The sequence below is a fragment of the Hominenteromicrobium sp. genome (assembly GCF_046974225.1).
GTDB lineage: Bacteria > Bacillota > Clostridia > Oscillospirales > Acutalibacteraceae > Hominenteromicrobium > Hominenteromicrobium mulieris.
The window spans coordinates 228697-251553 of the sequence record NZ_JBKWAE010000002.1; the positions used below are offsets into that span (position 1 = coordinate 228697).

Consider the following 22857-nt stretch of genomic DNA (forward strand, 5'->3'; position numbering starts at 1 on the left):
GGAGTACAATGAATATGACTGAAATTTTGAAAAGTGCCGTGGAGCGCGGCGCTTCCGATATTTTCGTGGTAGCGGGCCTGCCGCTGACGTATAAGGTGCGCGGCGAACAGCAGCGTGAAACGGCGGACGGCGCCTTCACGCCCGAAAAGACCGAAGCGTTCGCAGCGGAAATCTATCGTCTTGCCGCGCGTGAGCCGCACTGCTTAAACGGCAGTGCGACCGATGACGATTTTTCGTTCTCGCTCAGCGGTACGGGACGCTTCCGTGTGAATCTGTTCCGCCAGCGCGGCAGCATTGCCGCCGTGGTGCGCGTCATCCGCTTCGGTCTGCCTACGGCCGAAGAAGCGCACATTCCGCCGGAGGTCATGCGCGCGGCACAGATGAAAAAAGGCATCGTGCTCGTTACGGGCTCAGCGGGCAGCGGTAAGTCCACAACGCTCGCGTGTATCATCAACGAGATCAACCGTACGCGCACGGGACATATTCTGACGCTCGAGGATCCGGTAGAGTACATCCATCGCCACGATAAGTGCATTGTGAGCCAACGTGAGATCGGCTGCGACTGCCCGAGCTACGTCGCCGCTTTGCGCAGTGCGCTGCGCGAAAGCCCGGACGTGATTTTGCTCGGCGAAATGCGCGACAAAGAGACAATGGAGGTTGCGATGACCGCCGCCGAAACGGGGCAGCTATTGCTTTCGAGCCTGCACACCACCGGCGCGGCGAATACGATTGACCGCATCATCGACGCATTTCCGCCGAACCAGCAGGCGCAGATCCGCTTACAGCTTTCCATGGTTTTGCAGGCGGTCATCAGTCAGCAGCTCGTGCCCGGTATAGACGGCACACCCATCCCGGTGTTTGAAATCATGTATTCCACACTTGCGATACGCAATATGATCCGCGAAAGCAAAACGCATCAGCTCGATGCCGCCATCGCTTCCGGCGCGGCGCAGGGCATGCGCACCATGGACATGGCGCTTGCGGACCTTGTACGGCAAAAGCGCATCACAGAGGAGACGGCGCTTTACTACTGCACGAACTATGAGACAATGCAAAAACGTCTGCAATTACTTTAAGTCATAGTTTTTAGCGCGACCTTTCGCCAAAAAAAGGTATTTTCTCCGACAAAAAAGTAAATACTTATGAGAAAAATCGCATTTTCCACCTTTCGGTGGATTACAAATGCCGTGAAGCGTGCTATACTTTATGAAAAGAACAAGTTCGGAATATTATTTTTTTCGCAATAGCCGGGGTGATATTTTGAACTGTTATTTCTGAAAGAGGGAGATGAACCGTTCATGAGTCGAACAGCGAAAGAAATTGAAACCACCGGGCTGCCGTGTGAAGCACAGAACGGTGAAACGATACAGGTTGTGCCGAAGATCGATGTGACCATGTTCGGCAAGTTTACCTTAAAGCAGGAAGGTATGGAGGTTCCGCACGCTGTGAGCCTCACGGGACGTTCCAGAAGATTGTGGACGCTTACGGCATACCTTATTCTGAACAGAAACCGCGGTGTTTCCGCACAGGAGCTCATCGACCTGCTGTGGCCGGAAGCCGAAAACGATAACCCGTTAAGCACGCTGCAAAATAATGTCAGCCGCGCAAGGGCTGCGCTAGCAGAGCTCGGCTTTACGCACGCAAAGGTTATAATCCATAACGAAAAGGGCTATTATCGCTGGGCGCCGGACCGCGAGACGCAGCTTGACGTGGAGCAATTTGAAACACTTGCAAAGGCAGCGCTTGCCGAAGAAGATATGGAAAAATCGGTTGCCCTGGCGCAGGAGGCCGTGGCGCTTTACACCGGCGATTTTCTTACGGAAAGCGCAGCGGAGTTCTGGTGCATCAACCTCAACACGTATTACCGCTCGCTTTATACGCGCCTATGTCGCGCGGCGGTGGATCGCCTTTTGAAGCTCGGACGCATTACGGATGCGGAAAAGCTCTGCACGGGCGTTATCCGTTTAGATCCCGCCGCAGAGGAATTCAGCGTGTTTTTGATGCAGGCGCTCATAAAAAACAAAAACCCGAAAAAAGCGCTGGAACACTATGATTACATCGCTTCGCTGTACCGGGAGGTCTATGGTGTTTCGCCTTCGGCGGAGCTGGAGGCGCAGAAGGCACTTGCGGTGCAGGAGCTTTACGGCAGCGAGGCGAGTGAAGACGATATTCAAACGTTCCTGCTTGAAAAAGAACAGGAAACCGGTGCGTTTTGCTGTGATAACAACGTTTTCCGCGAGATTGTAAACCTGCATGTGCGCGAGATGCGCCGAAACGATACCCCTGCGGCGTTGATGATTGTGCGGCTTGCAAACCGCTCGATAGACCCGGAAAAGCGTGCTATATATATGAAGCAGATGGAAGGGACGCTTTTAAACGAACTGCGCGCGGGCGACCCGTTCACAAAGGTGGGCGCAAACCAGTTTTGGGTGCTGCTGCCGGGTGCGACCGGCGAAAACGGCGGGCTCGTTTCCCGCCGTGTGTTCAATCGGTTCCAAAAGGAATACCCGAAAAGCGGTGCGGCCTACACCTTTAAATCGCTCGACCTGCGCCACATACATATGAGCGCAGAAGAAAAAGCAACGGAGAAAACGGAGCGACGAAAGGCATAAAACCGTCACCTGAAAAAATAAACCGGTTGACACAACATAATTAACAAAAAAACTACGACCTATTTTCTTTTTTTATGAGAAAATGGGTCATTTTTCTATGAAAAAACTTCTTAATCATAGCGTTCTCATAGCACCTTTGTGTAAAATAGAATCACAAAAGACAAAAGGGAGGGGTTAGGTGAAAGAAAATCGTATGCTACCGATCGGCACAGAGACCTTCCGTATCTTTGTGGATGAAGCGGAGGACGGTGTCATCCGCGGCAGGGTCTCCGGCGGGACGTTTCCGGAGGAAACCCTATTCCGAAGTCTTTCACGCCTGATCTTGCTTTTGGAAGATCAGTTGGATACAGGCGGCGCGCCGAAAGCTTCTCCCATAAAATGTACGGAAACACCCACGTTTGAACTGGACATCCTGTTCCGCCAGAATTACAGCTGGCAGGGGAGACTGCGGTGGACAAAAGGCGGCAAAGAGGCCGCGTTTCGCAGTGTGCTGGAGCTGCTCATCCAAATGGAAACGGTTTTGGCACAGTAACACACATCAATTTAGGAATCCATATTTGTTATAAAACGGACAAATCACAGGATTGGAGGAAAACACTATGAAAAAGAAGATCATCGCCGTGTTGCTGAGCGCATGTATGCTGGTTTCGGCATGTCCTACGGGCGCGTTTGCAATGAGTGATGAGGAAACGAACACCTACACTGCAACAGGGGATGTTATGCAGGGGGGAACGCCGGTCGTTGACGAGACGCCTGCGCCCGAGGAGACCGCATCTCCGGAGGAGACACCCACTCCCACTCCGGTAGAGACCCCGGCTCCCGTTGAAGTGGAAGCACAGGCGACCCCCGCCGCCGGTGCAGAGGAAGCTGCGCCGGCGAAACAGAGCGCGGAAACGGGCATTGCATTGACTATGCTGCGTCCGGACGACGAGAAGCCCAAGGTCGATACCTACCGTTTCTATGATGCAGATGATGCAGATGGCAAGGAACTGACCGAGTGGAAGCAGACCGTCGCCGCAGGCGAAGAGCTCCTCGAGCCGCCTGCACCGACAAAGGAAAACGCACGCTTTGTTGGGTGGTATGTCGGTGAGACCCCGTTAAGCTTCGGCGAAGTCGCGACTGTCAGCGGCAAGGAAGTGACCGTTACGGCGAAGTTTGAGGAGTACAGCTACGTGTACTTCTTGGATGAAGACGGCGATACCGTGGTTTACCACACCGCCGCGGGCACAGCCGGTGAAACGGTCGGCGAAGACGTTCTGAACGCCGCGACCGCAAAAGTCGAGCTCACCATGAGCAAAGATAAAGGCGTTGTCGGCTGGAGCACCACGCAGGGCAGCGATACCCCCGAAACCATCACATTTGCAGCCGGCGTTACATACGTTTACCCGGTAGTTAAAACCGGTTTCTGGGTCACGTTCAATACCGACGGCGGCGACTACGTGGCGCCGAAGTTCCAGATGGGAGCGCCGCTTGACCTGAGCGCGGTCACACCCACCCGCAGCGGTTACACGTTCGACGGTTGGTATATCGATGGTCAGAAAGTAACATCTGTTTCCGCAGAAGCAACCGTCACCGCACGCTGGAAAACCAATTCCAAAACGGAATACACCGTTATCCATTGGCAGGAAAATGCAGATGATAACGAGTATTCCTCAAAGGATATCGAAATAAAATCTGGCACTACTGGCGCAAAGACAGCTGCCACTGCAAAAAGCAGCAAAGATGAAGATTATCAGGGCTTTACTGCACAGAAGATTGAGCAGAAGACCATTGCCGGTGACGGTTCCACAATCGTAAACGTTTATTATAAGAGAAATATTTACGACGTTAAGTTCTACAGTTATAGTAGTGGTTGGGGCTGGGAATATTCTCCTTCTCAGGAGTATACAAGTCTTAGAATTACGGCAAAATATGGCGCGAACATCAGTAAGAAGTGGCCTACTTACAATGGCAGCAACACATGGAGCACAAGTGATGGCGGTAGTACCTATCAGGTCAATATTAATACCATGCCATTGAATGGTGCGACTTTCTATGGCCCTAAAACCGGTAGAGGCAGTGAGACTGCATACTATTATGTAGAAGTTCTGCCGGGCGAAAAGGGAACAACTACTGTCGGTGGAGTAACCTATAAAGAAGATCACCACGATACAAGTCCTGGTAGAGGTTATACAGTATCAAAAGAAGATAAGTATCCAATTACTGGCTTTACGTACAGTAGTGGTACGCAAAATGGACGTAGTTACAACAACGCAAGATTCTACTATACCCGTAATTCCTATAGTATCGTTTTCATGAATAAAGGTACAAAGGATAGCGAAGTTAAGCTCAAGTATCAGCAGGATATTTCCAATGTCAACTACGCACCTGAAAAACCGGCTGGTGTACCCGCAAACTTTACGTTTGCAGGCTGGTATGATAACGAGCTTTGCGCAGGCACGGCATATGTCTTCGACGGCAAGACGATGCCCGCACAGAACATTACGCTCTACGCAAAGTGGCAGGCGCCGGTTATTGAAGCTAAGGTTTACCTGACGGCCTCTGCGGACGGCGAAGTAAGAACGATCAATGTTGAGTACGGCAAAAAACTTTCGGATTCCAAAGATTTTAAGGCACTGCTTGAAAAGTTCAAGGAGGAACAGCCCTCCGCTTGGATTGATTCCAACGGCGCGCTGTTCAATGTAGATACCGAGCTTTACAGCTCCGTTACGATTTCCCCGTTCTTCCCCTCCGCAAAGGATGGCTTCACGGTCACATACGTTGAGGGTACGAATGTAAAAATGGATAACCAGAAGTATGTAAACGGCAGCTCCGCCCGCGTACTTTCGCCGGAAAATTCCGAAAACTTCCGTGCTTGGGAAATGGAAGGCAAGCTCATCTACCCGGGCGATAAGATTACCGTCACAAAGAACATCACGTTGAGGGCAGTCTACACCATTAAGCCCCAAACCGTGACGATTACGTATCATTATAATTTCACAGATAAAGATGGCAACTACAATAACGCTACCTTTAAGGATGGTAATCACCCGAAGAATACGACCGCAACCGTAAGATCGCGTGACTATGTCGGCTTCACCGCTCCCACAGGCTACAAGTTCCTCGGCTGGGCAACCACGCCGGACAGCAATACGGTTACATACAAAGTAGGCGCTACGGTCTTTGTCGACGCTAACGGCGATAACGATCTCTATGCGGTTTGGCAGGTGAAGACGTACACGGTAACGTGGGTAGATGAAGACGGAACGACGCTCATCGACCAGAAGGATTACGAATACGGAGCAATGCCGAAGTTCGAAGGTGTTGAACCGACGAAGGCGGCAGATGCACAGTATACGTACACGTTCAAGGGCTGGGATAAGGACTACACGGAAGTTAAGGGCAACCAGACTTACGTGGCAGTGTATGAGAAGACCACGAACAAGTACACAGTAAAGTGGGTAGATGAAGACGGAACGACGCTCATCGACCAGAAGGACTACGAGTACGGAGCAATACCGAAGTTCGAAGGTGTTGAACCGACGAAGGCGGCAGATGCACAGTATACGTACACGTTCAAGGGCTGGGATAAGGACTACACGGAAGTTAAGGGCAACCAGACTTACGTGGCAGTGTATGAGAAGACCACGAACAAGTACACAGTAAAGTGGGTAGATGAAGACGGAACGACGCTCATCGACCAGAAGGACTACGAGTACGGAGCAATACCGAAGTTCGAAGGTGTTGAACCGACGAAGGCGGCAGATGCACAGTATACGTACACGTTCAAGGGCTGGGATAAGGACTACACGGAAGTTAAGGGCAACCAGACTTACGTAGCAGTGTATGAGAAGACCACGAACAAGTACAATGTAACGTACGACCTCAACGGCGGCGAGTGGACTGAAGCGACCAACGAGTTCAAGTACGAGTACAAAGCAACAGTAGAGGTTATAAAGACGGTCCCGACCAGAGAGGGCTATAAGTTCTCGGGTTGGAGAAGCGAAGAGGTTACGATCGAGAACGATGCGTTCACGATGCCGGCTAAGGACGTTGTGCTGAAGGCTGTTTGGGAAGCAAATCCCACGCCGACCCCGATTCCGTCGGAAGAGCCGACACCTACACCGGCTCCGTCGGAAGAACCTACACCTACACCCGCTCCGACAGAAGAGCCTACACCTACGCCGGCTCCGACAGAAGAGCCTACACCTACTCCGGCTCCGACAGAAGAGCCTACACCCACTCCGGCTCCGACAGAAGAGCCTACACCTACACCGGCTCCGACAGAAGAGTCTACACCTACTCCGGTTCCGACAGAAGAGTCTACACCTACTCCGGCTCCAAATCCGAACCCGAATCCGAACCCGGCAACACCTACTCCGACGCCGGTAGCTCCGGTCGTTCCGGCTACGGTTGCAACACCCACCCCGAAACCGACTGCCACACCTTCCACAACGCCGAGCGATAACGGCGGAAAAGGCGATGGCAATAATGACGGCGAAATAGGCGAAACGATCAACGATAACGAAACACCGCTTGCAAACGGTGAAGATATCGCAGATAACGCAACGCCGCTCGCAGGTCTCGGCACGGGCGCTTGGGCACTCATCAACCTGATCCTCACCATCGTGACGACCCTCCTTTCCATCCTCCTTCTCATCGGCTATATCGGCAAGAAAAAGAAGGCGTTGGAAGACGAAGACGGCAACGTGGTTCTCGATGAGAACGGCAAAGAGGTTATGGAGTACGAAAAGAACAAGAAGGGCCTTTGGAGACTCATCAGCATCATCCCGGCTCTGATTGCCATCATCGTCTTCATCTTCACCGAAGACATGACCCTGCCGATGATCTTCGTCGACAAGTGGACAATCCTCCATGTTGTAATCGCGCTGGTACAGGTCGTTGTTATGGTCCTCTGCAAAAAGAGGAAGGACGAAAACGACGAAGACGAGAACGCAGCAAACGCGTGATGGAACAAAAGCATAAGGCGTAAGCCAAAGTAAGACGGGATGTCCCCCAAAAAGGGACATCCCGTTTCTTATGCGCGTTGTGTTTTCCACAGAGTTTTTCTGTATTGTGGAAGGATCAGCTGCACGCGCATAGACCGCACGGCAGGCTTTGCGCAAAAGAATACCGCACAAGGTGAGTTTACCCTGTGCGGTATCTCTTTTTATAGCGGTTTAGTTTTCAAATTTCGCATCTGCAAGGTACAGATAACCGACGGCACGCAGCGAGGCGAACTCGCCCTTCACTTCAATGCGAACGGTGGAAGCGTCGGAAATGCTCAGGCTCAGTGCGCTTGCGGGGCTGTTCACCGTGAGCGAGGAAACTTCATACTGCAAATTGCCGTCCACATAAATGCGAACCGTGCCGATAAAATCATCGGAGGTATCGCCCTCCACGACCCATGTTCCCGTCAGGCGCTTATATTGTCCGTTCGGGGCGTATTCGGTGTAGACGGTTTTTGCGATGACAGGGTACAGCGAGAAGTTAAGGCCGTTGCTGTACGCATTGCCGTTTGCGTCATAGGCTGTCCAGTTCTGGCTGCAATCTTCGCCGCCGCTTGGAGAAAGATCTGTCAGCGAAACGGGGTAAAGCGCCCTGTATTCTTCGATTTTTGCCGCAATGTCGTTGTCGCCGGAGAGGATGTCATCGGCGTTTTGCAGCGTTTCCACCGCGTCATAATAGCGGCTTTCACCGGCCTGCTTTGCGGCAGCATCGAGAACTTTTTGCTTATACTGGTTTTTGTAGGTGGCAATCTGCGCGTCGATGCGCTTGTCGTTGCGTGTGGCGTCCTGCAGCACGTTAACAGCGCCGGGCAGGTCGCCGTCATCCGCGAGCGTTTTGGCGGTGCTGAGCAGCGTTTCCACGTAGTTGTTGAGCTCTGCGTCCTTAATCTCTTCCAGCTTAGCCTGGATGTCTTTATCATCGCCGAGGATATCGGCGCTGTTCATCAAAATGGCTTCGGCACCGAGGAAATCTTTCTCGTCCGCGCGGCTCTGCGCATCGCTTAACACTTTTTCTTTGTACGCGGTGCGGATGTTTTGAATTTGCGTCTGCGCGTCGTCGTGGTTCACATCGGCGTGAATGACCTTCTGATATTCCGTAATGGCGCGGCCGTCTTCGCCCTGTGCCTGCAGGCTTTTGCCGTTTTTGTAGGCCTCTTTGGAGTCTTTCAGCGATTGAATGCCGTCGAGCTGATCGTCGAGACCGATGTTCGGGAACAGCTTTTGCAGGCGGTCGAGCAGCTCATAGGAGCTGTCGTAGTTCGCTTCGTTTTTATTGTATCGGTCGATGACCGTCTGGGCATATTCCTGCATTTGGTCGGAGACCGAAGCGAGTTCGTCCTTTGAAAGCGTGGGAAGTACCTGCGCCGCAGCGGAATAATCGTAAGCGTCAAGCGCGCGGGTGAGCTTTTGCATGGGTGCATTGTACCACCAGAAAATGCCGCCGATTGTAGCGCCGATGGCGATAAGAATGGGCAGCACGATGAAAAGCCATTTAAAAGAACGCTTTTTCTTCGGCTTTTCGTCGTATTCTTCATAGGCGTAGCCGTCGTTATACGTATATTCTATGGGTTGCACGCGCGGCTCCGGCCCTGAAATTTCCTCCGGGGTGGGGGAAACGGTGAATGTGCCCTCGTGCTCCATGCCTTCGGGTTTGTCGCCGAGCGCATCGCCGGAGGAAATATCCTCCGTGAAGTCCATCGGGGAATGGTTGTAAATATCTTCGCTGTCCGGACTGTTTGAAGGGGTATCTTCAGCTTCGGGTGTCGGTTCCGCTTCGGAGAGGCTCTCTGTCGAATTTGAGGAGATGTCTTCCACGGCAGGCTCCGTGGGCGTTTCCGATGCGGGGGCAGATTCCGACTCCGGTTCGCTTACGGGTTGTGCAGTGGCTTCCGGCGGGCGCAAAACGGGGTTGCCGCAGAGTGTGCATTTTTTCGCGCCCTCCGGCAAGGTGGCGCCGCAGTATATACAAAACATAAGTGACCTCCTAATGTTTGTGGTCCCGCAGGGAAAATTTGCGGTGTTTTCCATAGCATACAATATTCCGGGAAATCTGTCAAATGTTTAGAAAAAATGTGGGAGATAAAGCAAAGAGAGGGAACGAAGCGTTCCCTCTCTTATCCCCAAAAGTGCCGCTAATCGGCTATTTTAGTCTCCCAAATATGTTTCTGTTCCGGCGAAACGGTCTTCAGCGCGGCGAGCGAATACGGTATCCCCAGCGCGTCCCATTTCGTTTTGCCGATGTCATGGTATGCCATGATCTCGGCCTTTTCAATACAGGTATATTGATGCTTGAGCGCACAAATCGCCTCACAAAGTGCGCGTCCGTGTCGTTCACGCCCGGAATGACCGGACAGCGCAACCACACATGCGCATGCGCGTCCTCAAGGGCTGCCAGGGACTCGAGGATCGGCGCAAGCGGCGCGCTTGCCCATTTTTTGAGGGCATCGGGGTCGCTGTGCTTAAAATCGAACAGAAAAAGATCGGTGAGCGGTATCAGTTCTTTTAAATGTGCGGCAGAGATCAAACCGTTTGTCTCCAGCGCGGTGTGGTACCCTTTTTCGCGGCAGGCTGTAAGCAGCTTTTTCAGGAGTTCAAAGTGCAAAGAAGCCTCGCCGCCCGAAAAGGTGACGCCGCCTTTTGACGAGCGGTAATATTTTGCGTCCTTGTCGATCTGCTTCATCACGGCTTCCACCGTCATTTCGCGCCCGGAAAGCTCCAGGACATCGTTCGGACATACTTCGGCACATTTGCCGCACGCCGCGCATTTTGCACGGTCAAAAACATGTGTGCCGTCTGCTTTTATTTCATGCGCTCCGTTCGGACATACCGCAGTGCATGCCCCGCAGGGCGTGCATTTTTCGTGGCGAAACAAGAGCTCGGCATCGGTTGAAAAGCTTTCCGGATTGTGGCACCACGCACAGTGCATGTTGCACCCTTTGAAAAACACGGTGGTGCGAATGCCCGGCCCGTCATACACGCAAAAACGTTGAATATCAAAAATAAGATCCCGCATATCGGCCTCCGCTTACGCGCCGTAGGTCGTACGCTCAATAATCTCGCGCTGCACAATAGGATTCAGTGTGACGAATCTCGCGGAGAAGCCGCCGATACGCACGAGGAGGTTCTGGTAGTTTTCCGGGTGCACCATGGCGTTTTCAAGGTCATCCTTGCCGATGACGCACAGGTTCGTCTGCACGCCGTCGTTGTCGTAAAACGCCTTCAAGACGGCTTCTACTTTATCCATAGAGCCCTTGAAGAGCTCCTTTGTGAAGCGCACATTGTTGATAACGCCCACGTGCTTTGTATTGTCAAACTTCGACATGGAGTTGAGCAGCGCCGTAATGCCGCACTTATCTGCGCCGATGGAAGCGCCGTTGGCGTTTGCCATGGGGCTGCCGGCCTTTCTGCCGCAGGCAGACGCCGCACAGAAGTTACCCCATTCTGCGCTCATGGAGTTGTTGACGCTGACAATATTGTAGTGGTCAAGCCCCGCAGCTTTACCTGCCGCCATGGTAAGGTCGGCAATATCGGTGAAAAGGCGCGTTGCGATGTCGTCAGCCGTGTCGTCGTCGTTGCCGTATTTCGGTGCGGAAAGGCACATGCGGCGAATATCGTCGTGCCCCTCAAAATCGTGATCCAGCACATCGATGAGCTCCGGCAAAGTGAGCTTCTTCTCGTCGTAAACGAGCGTTTTGATGGCCGTCAGGCTGTCTGCACAGCTGATGATGCCGAACATTTCGCTGGAAGCATTCAGGTAACGCACGCCGCCTTCAAACGTCGCCTTGCCGCGCGCGATGCAGTCGTTCAAAAGCAGGCTGAGGTGCAAATACGGCGCGTTTTCGCCTGCAATTTTATAGTTGAGGTATTTGTGTACAGCAAAGCGGTCAATGGTCGGCTTGAGCTGTGCAAGCACGGCGTCATACAGCTTTTCAAAGGTATCAAACTGCGCCGGGTCGCCGGTCTTTTCGCCGCAGGAAACGTTCTGGTAGAAATCAAGGCCGTTGTGCAGCGCAATTTCCAGCGCTTTCAGCACGTTGATGCCGTTGTTCGGTGTGCCTACGCTGTAACCGACCATGACGTATTCGCCGCAGCCGAACGGCACATATTGCTCGGCTTCCTCATGCGAAACGCCAAAGACCTTTTCCACAGCCGGTACATTCGTCTCATCGGAGTAAATAATCGGGAACGTAGTGCCCTCCGCATTCACTTCCATCGCCTTGCGGAAAACGGTCTCGTCCATGTCGCTGTAATAGCGCAGGGTGAGCTGCGGCACAGTCTCGCGGAAGCGGCGGGAAGCTTCCATGATGACGATGGCGAGGCGGTCGGCTTCCTTCTGGTGCTTTCTGCCCACGCCGCCGATGATTACGCGGCAGTCATGGATCTTGTTAATCTCTTTAAAGTGCTTATAGAGATACAGCACGGTCTGCACGGCTTCTTCTTCCGTGATGCGCCCCGCGTCGATATCCGCGGCGTAGAGCGGCCCAAGGTAATCGTCCATGCGGCTGTAATTCATAATGTCGCTGCTGACAGCGTAGATCCACATCAGCTGCACGCCCTCAAGGAACGTCTTCGGTGTGCTGTGCTGAATGTTTAAAAGTGCTTCGGCAAGCTTTGTAAAGCGCGTTTTGGCTTCTTCGGTCTCTGCTTTTTCGGCAAGCTCCAATGCCTGTTCGCGGTAACGCTCGCATGCGCCGCGCAAGCTTTCAATCCACAGCTTTAAAGCCGTGTAGAACGAAGACGCGCCGTTCACTTCCGCCGCACGGTCGATCTCCTGATCGAGCCCGTCAAAGCCGAGACGGATGAGCTTTTCAAAATCGAGGTTTGTACCTGCCACGCGGCAGTCGCAGTTGCCCACGCCCGCACCGGGAAAAGCTTTCGGCGGCACATAGCCGTAGCGCTTCGAAAATTCCAATTCAACCTTGCGCGCGGTGTTTTCCTCGTGCCAATAGGCCTGCACAGCCTGCAAAGCGTAGTCCTCCGCAGCGGTGATCTCACCGTTTTGCTTACAAGCCATGTATGCGTTCAAAAATTCATGCTCGTTAAAGTAATACGTGTAAATGCCGCCGACCTGCGAGGAAAAGCCCACAAAGTCGTGCTCATAGCGGCCCGCGATGCCGTCGTTTTCATCCATCGGCACTAAGATATGACGGAGCTGAAAATCCATGCAGGCGGCTTCACGCAGGTAAATGTCGTTTGCGTTCTCTTTGTAAATGCGCGTGAATTCCAGCGCATTGCGCAGTTTTTGAACATCGGTCTTGAACATACCGTTATCCTCCCCAGTTTATATTTAAAATTTCTTGATTCCGCTTTTTTGACGCGTTATAATAGCAGAAGAAAGGGGTGCCGAAATGAGCGACGTTGAGCTTCTGCATTTTTCCGAAGAAAATCTGCACACCGGTGAGGGTGCGCGCGTTCTGCACCAGTGCGGTGTGCCGGCGACGTATAAAATTCACACGCATGATTTTTACGAGCTGTTTCTCGTCTCGCACGGCGGGGCCATCCACGCCGTGAATGGACGCTCGCAGCTGCTTTCCGAGGGCTCGTTTGTTTTGATGCGCCCGAGGGACGTGCACCGCTATGATTTTTTCAACAACGCGGATTTCGAGCTGCTCGATATCGGTATTCCGTGCACGGTGTTTGAGCGCTTGTGCGATTATTTGCAGCTTGACCTCGCCATATTCGATACGCCGGAGCTGCCGTTACATTGTGTGCTTTCCGGCCACACCTTAACGGATGTGCAGGAAAAGCTTTTGAACACGAACCGCTTTGCCGATAACGAAACGGCGTGCCGCTACATTTTAAGCCTGTTTCCGTATTTGGTGCAGCTGTTTCTTACGGCACCCGCGCCGGAAGCGATTTTGCCTGCGTGGTTTTCGGAGCTGCTTGAAAAAATGGAGCGGCGCGAAAATTACACCACAGGTCTTCCGTGTCTTTTGGCGCTTGCAAATATGTCGCAGGAGCACCTTACGCGGTCGTTTCGCCGCTACATCGGCATGACGCCGACGGAGTACATCAACGGCAAGCGATTGTCTTTGGCGGCGCAGCTGCTTTTGCAGGGGGACATGCCCGTCATTGAAATCTGCGGTGCATGCGGCTTTAACAGCTTAAGCCGGTTTTACCGCTTATTTACGGAGCGCTACGGCTGTGCACCGAAGGCGTTCCGCACGCAGTTTGCGCATGCGCAGTCCGGGCAAGGTTCGCCTATATCTCTATCATAATCGTTTTGCCGTTTGATTTCCTCAAACGCATTGACTAAAACTTCCACTATATTGATATTCAAAAAATACCGCACAAAGTGCAAAACGCAGCTTTGTGCGGTATGGCAGAAAATAAAAAATGCAGCTCTCTCGAATAGAGAAAGCTGCATTTTTGTGCGTTAACCCACCGGCTGTTCCTCATCCGTAAACTGGCTGCGGTACAGCTCGGCGTAGAAGCCGTTTTTCGCAAGCAGAGATTCATGGTTGCCCTGCTCTACGATGTTGCCGTCGCGCATGACGAGGATAACATCAGATTCCTTGATGGTCGATAAGCGGTGTGCGACGACGAACGAGGTGCGTCCGCGCATCAGCTTGGCAAACGCGCGCTGAATGCGCAGCTCGGTACGTGTATCGATGGAAGACGTCGCTTCGTCCAGAATCAGCATAGGAGGCAGCGTCAGCATGATGCGCGAGATGCACAAAAGCTGTTTCTGTCCGGCGGAAAGGCTGCCGCCGTCTTCGCCAATCTGCGTATAGTAGCCGTTTGGCAGCTGCTCAATAAAACTATGTGCGTGCGCGGCCTTTGCGGCGGCGATAACGTCTTCTTCGGAAGCGTCCGGGCGGCCCATGCGGATGTTATCGAGCACAGTGCCGGTTTTCAGCCATGTTTCCTGCAGGACCATGCCGAAGTTACGGCGCAGTGCGCGGCGCGGGATAGTCTGCGTATTCGTGCCGTCCACGCTGATGCTGCCGCTGTCCGGGTCGTAGAAGCGCATGAGAAGATTGATCATCGTCGTTTTGCCGCAGCCCGTCGGGCCTACAATGGCGACGCGGCAGCCTGCTGGTACATCCAAGCTGAAATTGCGGATGAGCGGGCGGTCTTTTGTATAGGAGAAGCAAACGTTATCGAACGTGACCTGTCCCTTTGCGGTCTCGCTGTGCTCCGGCAGCAGTTCGGGGTCGGCAGACATTTCTTCGCTGTCGAGGAATTCAAGCAGGCGGTCTGCGCAGGCGAGCGCGTTCTGAAGCTCGGTGATAACGCCGGAAATCTCATTAAACGGCTTCGTGTACTGGTTTGCGTAGCTCAAAAAGCAGGAGAGCATACCAATGGTGAAGCCCTGTCCGGTCACGGCCAGAAAAGCGCCGATGAGCGCGACCGCCGCGTACACAACGGAGTTTACAAAGCGCGTGGCGGGGTTTGTGATGGAGGAGAAGAATGTCGCCTTTAATGTGTGGCGGCGCAGCTCTTCGTTGATGGTGTCGAATTTCTCCATGTTCTCGTCTTCGTGTCCGTATGCGCGCACGACCTTCTGGTTCGTGATCATCTCATTGATGAATGCCGTCTGGCGGCCGCGAGTTTCGGACTGTAAGCGGAACATGGCGAACGTTTTCTTTGCGATGAAGCGCGCCACCAAAATGGAAAGCGGCGTGACAAGTACCACGACAAGCGTTGTCCAAACGTTGACGGAAAGCATGAAGCCGATGGTGCCGATGATCGTCACAACGCCGGTAAACAGCTGTGAGAAGCCCATCAAAAGGCCGTCTGCAAACTGATCAACATCGGCAATGATGCGGGAAACGATGTCGCCGGTTTCGTGTGCGTCGAGGTAAGAAAACGGCAGACGGTGAATTTTTTTAAAGGCTGCCTCGCGCATATCGCGGATGGTGTTGTACGTGACCTTGTTGCCGCAGACATTCATCAGCCACTGGGCGAGCGCCGCGCAGCCGATGAGCACCGCGCAGGTGAAGAGCTTAGGCAGGATAACGGCAAAGTTGACCTGTTCCTTGCCGATGATGGCGTCGATGGCCTCGCCGACGAGCACCGGGATGTACAGCGAGCACAGCACGCTGACTACGGCAAGTGCAAGCAACAAAATGATGGTCGGCAGATACGGACGGATTTGCAAAAGAACACGTTTAATGGTACTGTTTTTGTTATTTATCTTGCTCATTTCGCAGCTGCCTCCTTTCCGCCAAACTGAGAGTCATAGATCTCGCGGTACACGGAGCAGTTCTCAAGGAGCGCATCGTGTGTGCCGCATCCGACAAGCGCGCCGTTGTCTAAGACGAGAATCTTATCCGCGTGCCGCAGCGAAGATGTGCGCTGCGAGACGATGAACACCGTCGGCTTATTCGGCAGTGCGGAAAGCGCGCCGCGCAGTGCCTTTTCGGTCACATAGTCGAGCGCGGAAGCGGAGTCGTCCAGAATGAGGATCTCGGGATTACCCACAAGTGCGCGGGCAATGGAAAGGCGCTGGCGCTGTCCGCCCGAAAGGTTGCGGCCTTCGGCGGTAATCTTCATATCGAGCCCGCCCTTACTCTGTACGAAGTCTGCGGCCTGCGCAGCCTTTACGGCTGCCTGCATCTCTTCGTCGTTGGCATTTTTATTGCCCCAAAGCAGGTTTTCGCGCAGCGTGCCGCGAAACAAGACCGCGCGCTGCAATACGACGTGCACCTTTTCGCGCAGTTCTTCAAGCGAATAGGAATTCACGTTGCGGCCGTCCACGCGGATGGTGCCGGAGGACGCATCGTAGAAGCGGGGAATAAGCCCCACAAGCGTCGTTTTGCCGCTGCCTGTGCCGCCGATAACGCCGATGATCTCGCCCGGCTCGGCGGTGAAGCTGATGTTTTCGAGCGCGTCCTTCGCGCCTTCGTTATAGTGCATGGAAACGCGGTCGAACTCGACGGCGTGGGTATTGTAGATTTTCTTGTCGTCGGAATAAACGGTGTTTGTGTCGAGCTCGAGCACGTCGCGGATACGTGCGGCGCTTGCAAAGGACTTTGTTACGGTGATGATGAGGTTTGCAAGTTTGATGAGCTCAACTAAAATCTGGCTCATGTAGTTATACAGCGCCACGACCTGACCCTGCGTCAAAATGCCGGTGTTGACTTGAACAGCGCCGTAATGGATGAGCAGAATGATGCCGACGTTAATCAGGATAAACGTAACCGGGTTCAAAAGTGCGGAGATACGGCCCGTGGATTTCTGGAGCTTAGAGAGCAGCGAATTTTGGCCGATAAATTTTTCTGTTTCGGTGTCTTCACCGCAGAACGCGCGTATGACACGTGCGCCGTTCAGATTTTCACGCGTGGTGTTCAAAACGGAATCCAGCTGGTTTTGAATAGCCTTGTAGCGCTTGATGGTCAGCAGCATGATGCCGAATACCACAACGGAGAGCAGAGCGACCACAATGAGGAACAGCAGCGCGCTGCCGGGATCAATGGTGAACGCCATAACGCATGCGCCGAACACAATGAACGGCGAGCGCATAAACAGGCGCAGTACAAGGTTCACACCGTTCTGCACCTGATTTACGTCATTTGTGATGCGTGTCAGCAGCGTGGAAGTGCCCACACGGTCCAAAAGAGAGAAGGAGAGTCCGTTGATTTTTTGGAACAAGCTGTGACGCAGCCCGGTGGCAAAGCCCACGGCAGCCTTTGCGGCAAAATACTGCGCCGTGATGGCACTGACCATGCCGACCACACCGAACCCAACCAGAAGCAGACAGCGGGAGATGATGAAGCCGGTGTCACCGGTCTGAATGCCCACGTCGATGATCTGCGCGATTACGAGTGGGACAATCAGCTCAAAGGTGGCTTCGAGCAGCTTGAAAAGAGGCGCTAAAAACGACTCTTTCTTGTAGTCTTTCATGTAAACGAGGAGCTTTCGCATGGCGTTCGTCCTTTCCGAACAGTTTAAACGGCATAGTTTTCCATACAATTCCGTTTTTGTCAGTAATTTTCATTATACCGCCTATTATAGTGTAAGTCAAATCGAAACATACCCTGCTACGGAGCGCAGCAGGGTATGTTCTATAGAATTATTTATTCACAGGAAAGCTCTACCGGGTCTGTAAAGTGTTCGTTGTTGTAGATGTCGCGCAGGGTGTATTGGATCACCGTGCGGTATTCGCCGATTTCCTCATAGTTGACGACGGGTTCACTTGTGTATGTTACCGGGTCGCCGAGCGTGTAGTCCCGGTCGTAGTTGAAATCGTAATCATAATACGAACAGGTGTACTGAATCTGATCCGTCTCCGTAAAGCTGTGCAGACCCTTTGCCGCTACCGTAGGCTCTTCGGTCTTTAAGCGGTAGCCCGCAACAAAGCCGCTGTCATGGTCGCTGTCCCAGCGCAGAACGATCTCAATATCGGTGCTGCCGTTCAGTTCGGCCGGCACATAACCCGTTGTGTACCAATAATCGTCCGTCTGTTCCTCGGTTTCGGCGTAGAACGGCACAATCACGCCGTCGATCGAGATCCATGTATAGTCAAAATCGACTTTCAGGTCGCCGTCGTCGTCAAACTCGTACACGTTGTCATTGCCAAGGTCAATGTATCCCTCGCCGTCGTCGAGGTAAACGGTCATATCAATGTACGTGATGAGGTTCCATGCTTCATCGGAAAGAGAGAGTGCATAATAGTCGCCCTTGTCGATGAGTTCAAAATCGTTGCCGTTTATTGTGGTGACGTTTTCGCCGCCAACCTCGGAGGAATCGAACCAATCGTAGTAGGAGTAAAAATCGATATCACTCTGCGAAAGCGACTGCCCGGAGAGCATCGTGTTCATGAATTTATCGTAGAATTCAAAATACGATTCCGGGAAGCCGACGCAGGTCATTTCAAAGCGTGTATCACCGTAATAATCCGGCCACAGGCACGGAAAATAGACTGCAATGCCCGCGGCGGACTTTTCATAGGTGACGTTATACACTACCATATTCTGAACGGCGGCCTGCACATCGTCCTCGGTGCCGAGGGAAAGGCTCTGCTTTGTCAGCGTGGCGAGGTCGGAAAGATCGACCTGGTCGTATTCGTTGTCGCCGAATTCCCGCACGTTGTTGCGCACCTGCGAAAACGCACCGTAGCTGCCGCTTTGCAGTGCGGTGTAGGCGCTTCCCCAGTAGCTTTCCAACGCGGCGTATAATTCCGGCACATAGCGCAGGTCTAAAACGGAAAGCGTCGGCATGTCGGCAAAAATATAGGCCTCAAGGAAATCGTCCGCCAGCTTTTTGCCGAGCTCCGCCGTGGGTACGGCGGGGTCTTCCGCCAGCATCGTAAGCCAGTTTTTGTACGCCCAGCCCTCGCCGGGTTCGGATTCTTCGGAGGCGATGAGGTAATCCGCATACGGATCCAAGGCGTAGGCCACCTCTGCCGTCGCCATCAGGCAGGCGTCAAAGCCGATGAAATCAAACTGCACGCCGCCGTTATACAGTGCTGTGGAGAGCGACGAGAGCGTCAAAGAGGTGTCTTCGTACAGCTCGTCGTAGCCGAAGCCTGTCATGGTGCCGCCGCCGTGATCCCACAAAATGAGCTCGTAGCGGTCTGCGGGGTAGCTTTCGGCGGAGAAGCGAATGAAATCGGAGAGCGTGTCGGCGTCCGTCATATTCATGCTGCCAAGGCTTTGGAGCAGCGTCATATCGCCGTTTTCGATCACAAAGCGCTCACTTTCATCGTCTGTGCAGACATCGTTCCACCAGGTTTCGGTGCCGCCGGTCTGGAGTACAAGGTGAACGTTTTCGGAAAGCGCGGCATCTGCCATTTCCAAAAGGTCGTCGGTCGCGGAGCCGTCCTCACTCTCTAAGTCGGAGCCGATCATGTACACCATTACCGTGACACTTTCAGCGTTTGCAACATCCGTGTAAAACGCACGCAGGTCGCCGTCTTCGGTCGGCACAGGGGTGGAGATGACGCCGGAGGACGCGGAGCTTTCCGAAATCACGGAGGACGAAGCTTCGCTGTTTTCACGAGCTTTACCGGCTAAGACCAAAACCGTGCTGCATCCTGTGCAGTTTAAAATCAAGCCGAAGCTGAGCAAAAGGGGCAAAACGCGGGATAAAAACCGTTTCATACAAAACTCCTTTTATGGCTGTGGACGGAAAACGACCGTACCGGTTGCGTCGTCCATGCTTTCCACAATGGCGAGCGATTCGAGCGGGTAGCCCATCTCACGAATTTTCGCGCCGCCGGGCTGGAACCCCTTTTCAATCGCGATACCGATGCCTTCCACCGTGCCGCCCGCCTGATCTACAATAGAGATGAGCCCCTGCAGCGCGCAGCCGTTTGCAAGAAAATCATCGATGATAAGAATGTGATCCTCGGGGCCGAGAAATTTTTTCGAAACGATCACGCGATTCACACGCTTATGCGTGAAGGATTCCACTTCGGAAACGTATACGTCGCCATCAATATTCACACTCTGGCTCTTTTTCGCGAAGACGACCGGCACGTCAAAGCATTCCGCCGCCACACATGAAATACCGATGCCGGAGGCTTCAATCGTCAGAATTTTGTTGATGGACTTATCTGCAAAACGTCGCTTGAACTCTTCGCCCATTTGGCAAAACAGGCGTACATCCATTTGGTGGTTTAAAAAGCTGTCTACTTTCAATATATTGCCGGCTTTTACAACGCCGTCCTTTACGATACGTTCTTCCAGAAAATTCATACTGTTTTGTCCCCCGAGGTTCTTGTTGGTTCTATTGTACCGAAGCGGAAAGGGAATGTCAATTCCGAATGCGCATAGGAAAGCGCGTCTGCCCCGCGAAGCTGCTTTCCAAAGAGAAATCAAGAAGCCCTCCCGTGTCGGTCATGGATATGCTTCCTATATAGGGTACATATCCATCACTTCGGGAGGGTGTTTTTGCTTTTATTCAGAAATTCTTATTGTTTTCCGGCGGCGTCCAGGTGAAATCCTCGGCGGAAAGAAGCGTTTTGCCGCAGTGAAAGCGGTCAAGCTCCGCGGTGCACAGCCGCACGGCGTCTTCAATGTACGTGTCCGCCATGGCAGCCGTGAAAAAGTAGGGGGCATCCGCCGGCGCGGGCACAAAGTTTTGATGAATCGAACGCAGAAGACCTTCGGCGTCAAACGGCTCAAAAGCGAAAATCGGTTCCTGCGTGAAATTTTCTGGGACGGCAAGGTCATCCCGAATATTATATTTTTGAATGAAATGACGGTTTAAAAGCGTGTAATCGTGGTGCATGCGCGCGGTGCTTTCCGGCGTGTAGGGATTCCAGCCGAAGGTATCGTACAGCGTTTTGCGGTACAAAGCATCCTCGATAAGGTGCAGATAGTAGCCGAGATAAAGGTCATCTTTTTGCATACGCTCGCCGAACTGCGCGCGGTACGATTCAAGATCATAAAGCCGAATGCCGAGCTTTTCATTGTAAATGCGAAAATGTGTTTTCCGCTTGTTTACGGAAGCGTCCGGCAGTACCGCGCCAAAGCGCAGCCGCGCACCGTCGTGCATAGGAAACAGTTGCAAAATTTTATCCGTGATTGCGTAGTGCATGAGACTGGAAGCCATATTTTTTTACCTTTCTTCCGTAATTTTCGGGAGCGGCATTTGAAAATATCCGCAGGCGGGAATATCCTTTTCGGTAACGGGGCGAATCATGGGAAAGCCTTCTTTTGTTTTAATTCATCTTATCCAACCGTACGACGCATTCTACATGGTCGGTGTGGGGGAACATGTCTACGGGCTGAATTTTTTCGGCGCGATAGCCGCGCTTTGTAAGAAAATTAAGGTCGCGCGCGAGCGTTTCAGGGTTACAAGAGACGTATACGATGCGTCTCGGTGCAAGTGTGAGCGCGCAGGAGAGAAACGCGGTGTCGCTGCCGGTGCGCGGCGGATCCATGAAAAGTACGTCGCAGTGTTCACCGGCGTTTGCCATATCTACCATGAAGTTGCCTGCATCGGCACAGACGAAGCGGATATTTTTCACACGGTTTAATTTTGCGTTTTCACGGGCATCGCGCACGGCGTCGCGGTTCACTTCTACGCCGAGGACCTGTCCGGCTTTTTTGGCGGCGACCATGCCGATGGTGCCGATGCCGCAGTACGCGTCAATGACGGTTTCTTTGCCCGTGAGCTCCGCAAATTCCATCGCTTTGCCGTACAGCACCTCGGTCTGCACGGGGTTGATCTGGTAGAATGATTTTGCCGAAATGCGGAAGCGCAGCCCGCAGAGAATATCCGTGATATAGCCGGGGCCGTAGAGTGTTTTCTCGTTCTGCCCGAGCAGCATGGAGGTGTAGCGGTCGTTGACATTTTGAATGATCGTGGTAATCTCCGGGTGAAGCTTTAACAGCGCACGGGTGAAATTGTTGCGCGCGGGGAAGATCGGCGTACCGGTGACGAGCACAACCATGACTTCGCCGGTCTGAAAGCCGCGCTTGACGAGCACATGGCGCAGAAAGCCGCGCCCGGTGACTTCGTTATACGTTGTCATTTTGAAATTGCGCAGCAGGCGGCGGATATCGACGATGATGCGGTCGGCAATTTCGTCTTCCGTCATGCAGCTGTCCACGGCGACGATGTTGTGCGTGCTGCTCTGGTAAATGCCGGAGATGATGCGTCCGGCACGCGTGGTACCGAATGCGGCCTGTACCTTATTGCGGTAGTGGTAGGGGTTCTCCATGCCGATGATGGGCTCTACGCGGCAGAATTTGCCGAGCAGACGGATGCACGTGCGCTCCTTGTGCGCGAGCTGTTCCTTATAATCGAGGTTCTGCAGTTGGCAGCCGCCGCATTTTTTGCTGTGCGGACAGCGCGTTTTGTTCTGTGTGCTTTCCATTTTTATATGTCCTTCCGTAGTTTAAATCGGTTTTAGCGTTTTATTTTATGAATTTGCCTTGCAAATTCATGGGGAGACCCCCTAATTGTGGTTCCCATCCTACTTTTTGTTAGGCAAAAGGTGTTTCGTCGTCTGCGGACGACGACACAGGGCGCTGCTCTAATGAACCCAAGCGAACGCACACGTTCGCTTTAAGCTTCTTGAAAAAGCTTAAGCAAAACTTTTAACCACCGTTGCCGTTGGCTTATGTTTCTTTTATACTATCATTTTGTTTCTCCAAAATCAAGAAAAGCCTTGTTTTCTGACCGAAAACACAAATTTTAGTTGAAAAGCGAAAAGTTCCGTGCTATACTGAATGTGAAAAAAGGGTGCTGACGTATAAAGTCGGCTGAGAGCGGCGTGAACGCCGAAACCTGTTACCTGATTCGGATAATGCCGACGTAGGAAAATACGCTTATTTTAAGTGCTTTTTATGCCGCGTGCC

Annotated in this window: 14 protein-coding genes and 1 riboswitch; of the genes, 5 read left to right on the plus strand and 9 right to left on the minus strand. The window is 52.9% G+C overall.

Annotation, left to right across the window (positions count from 1 at the left end; genetic code table 11):
• Positions 1-8 precede the first annotated feature (8 nt).
• The 4 genes from ACLTX1_RS02785 to ACLTX1_RS02800 all read left to right on the plus strand — a co-directional run bounded on the left by ACLTX1_RS02785 (position 9) and on the right by ACLTX1_RS02800 (position 7561).
• Positions 9-1076, plus strand: coding sequence for a type IV pilus twitching motility protein PilT (locus ACLTX1_RS02785; RefSeq protein WP_412330425.1), 1068 nt, complete (start codon positions 9-11; stop codon positions 1074-1076).
• Between the two features lie 222 nt (positions 1077-1298).
• Positions 1299-2612 carry an AfsR/SARP family transcriptional regulator gene (locus ACLTX1_RS02790; RefSeq protein ID WP_412330426.1) on the plus strand — a complete coding sequence of 438 codons (1314 nt, stop codon included), beginning with the start codon at positions 1299-1301 and terminating at the stop codon, positions 2610-2612.
• 178 nt (positions 2613-2790) lie between these two features.
• Complete coding sequence (locus ACLTX1_RS02795; protein WP_412330427.1) at positions 2791-3144, plus strand: hypothetical protein; 354 nt, start codon at positions 2791-2793, stop codon at positions 3142-3144.
• A 67-nt stretch (positions 3145-3211) separates the two neighbouring features.
• Positions 3212-7561 (plus strand): InlB B-repeat-containing protein, encoded by a 4350-nt coding sequence (locus ACLTX1_RS02800; protein WP_412330428.1) that lies wholly within the window; start codon positions 3212-3214, stop codon positions 7559-7561.
• A gap of 210 nt (positions 7562-7771) precedes the next feature.
• Here the strand turns inward: ACLTX1_RS02800 and ACLTX1_RS02805 are convergent, their stop codons facing one another.
• The 3 genes from ACLTX1_RS02805 to ACLTX1_RS02815 form a co-directional block, all read right to left on the minus strand.
• Positions 7772-9574, minus strand: a complete 1803-nt coding sequence (locus tag ACLTX1_RS02805; protein WP_412264944.1) for a hypothetical protein — start codon at positions 9572-9574, stop codon at positions 7772-7774.
• 211 nt (positions 9575-9785) lie between these two features.
• Complete coding sequence (locus ACLTX1_RS02810; protein ID WP_308449860.1) at positions 9786-10613, minus strand: glycyl-radical enzyme activating protein; 828 nt, start codon at positions 10611-10613, stop codon at positions 9786-9788.
• 12 nt (positions 10614-10625) lie between these two features.
• The gene (locus tag ACLTX1_RS02815; protein WP_412330429.1) at positions 10626-12863 is read right to left on the minus strand and encodes a pyruvate formate lyase family protein; all 2238 of its coding nucleotides are present in this window, start codon (positions 12861-12863) and stop codon (positions 10626-10628) included.
• 85 nt (positions 12864-12948) lie between these two features.
• On the opposite strand from ACLTX1_RS02815, the gene ACLTX1_RS02820 reads away from it, so the two are divergent.
• Positions 12949-13818, plus strand: a complete 870-nt coding sequence (locus ACLTX1_RS02820; protein WP_412330430.1) for an AraC family transcriptional regulator — start codon at positions 12949-12951, stop codon at positions 13816-13818.
• Between the two features lie 158 nt (positions 13819-13976).
• Here ACLTX1_RS02820 and ACLTX1_RS02825 read toward each other — a convergent pair whose 3' ends face one another.
• The 6 genes from ACLTX1_RS02825 to rlmD all read right to left on the minus strand — a co-directional run bounded on the left by ACLTX1_RS02825 (position 13977) and on the right by rlmD (position 22373).
• Entirely contained in the window at positions 13977-15749 is a 1773-nt protein-coding gene (locus ACLTX1_RS02825) for an ABC transporter ATP-binding protein (protein WP_412330431.1), read from the minus strand.
• Positions 15746-17470: an ABC transporter ATP-binding protein gene (locus ACLTX1_RS02830; RefSeq protein ID WP_395506907.1), complete on the minus strand. Its 1725-nt coding sequence runs from the start codon at positions 17468-17470 to the stop codon at positions 15746-15748. Before ACLTX1_RS02830 ends, ACLTX1_RS02825 begins: the two co-directional genes overlap by 4 nt.
• 152 nt (positions 17471-17622) lie before the next feature.
• Positions 17623-19647, minus strand: coding sequence for a clostripain-related cysteine peptidase (locus ACLTX1_RS02835; RefSeq protein WP_395506906.1), 2025 nt, complete (start codon positions 19645-19647; stop codon positions 17623-17625).
• Positions 19648-19659: 12 nt separating this feature from the next.
• Positions 19660-20244 (minus strand): xanthine phosphoribosyltransferase, encoded by a 585-nt coding sequence (locus ACLTX1_RS02840; RefSeq protein WP_395506905.1) that lies wholly within the window; start codon positions 20242-20244, stop codon positions 19660-19662.
• A 205-nt stretch (positions 20245-20449) separates the two neighbouring features.
• Positions 20450-21103, minus strand: coding sequence for a hypothetical protein (locus tag ACLTX1_RS02845; protein ID WP_395506904.1), 654 nt, complete (start codon positions 21101-21103; stop codon positions 20450-20452).
• 109 nt (positions 21104-21212) lie between these two features.
• Entirely contained in the window at positions 21213-22373 is a 1161-nt protein-coding gene (rlmD, locus tag ACLTX1_RS02850) for a 23S rRNA (uracil(1939)-C(5))-methyltransferase RlmD (protein ID WP_308449852.1), read from the minus strand.
• Between the two features lie 354 nt (positions 22374-22727).
• Positions 22728-22837, plus strand: a riboswitch (TPP riboswitch).
• The last annotated feature ends 20 nt before the right edge of the window (positions 22838-22857 follow it).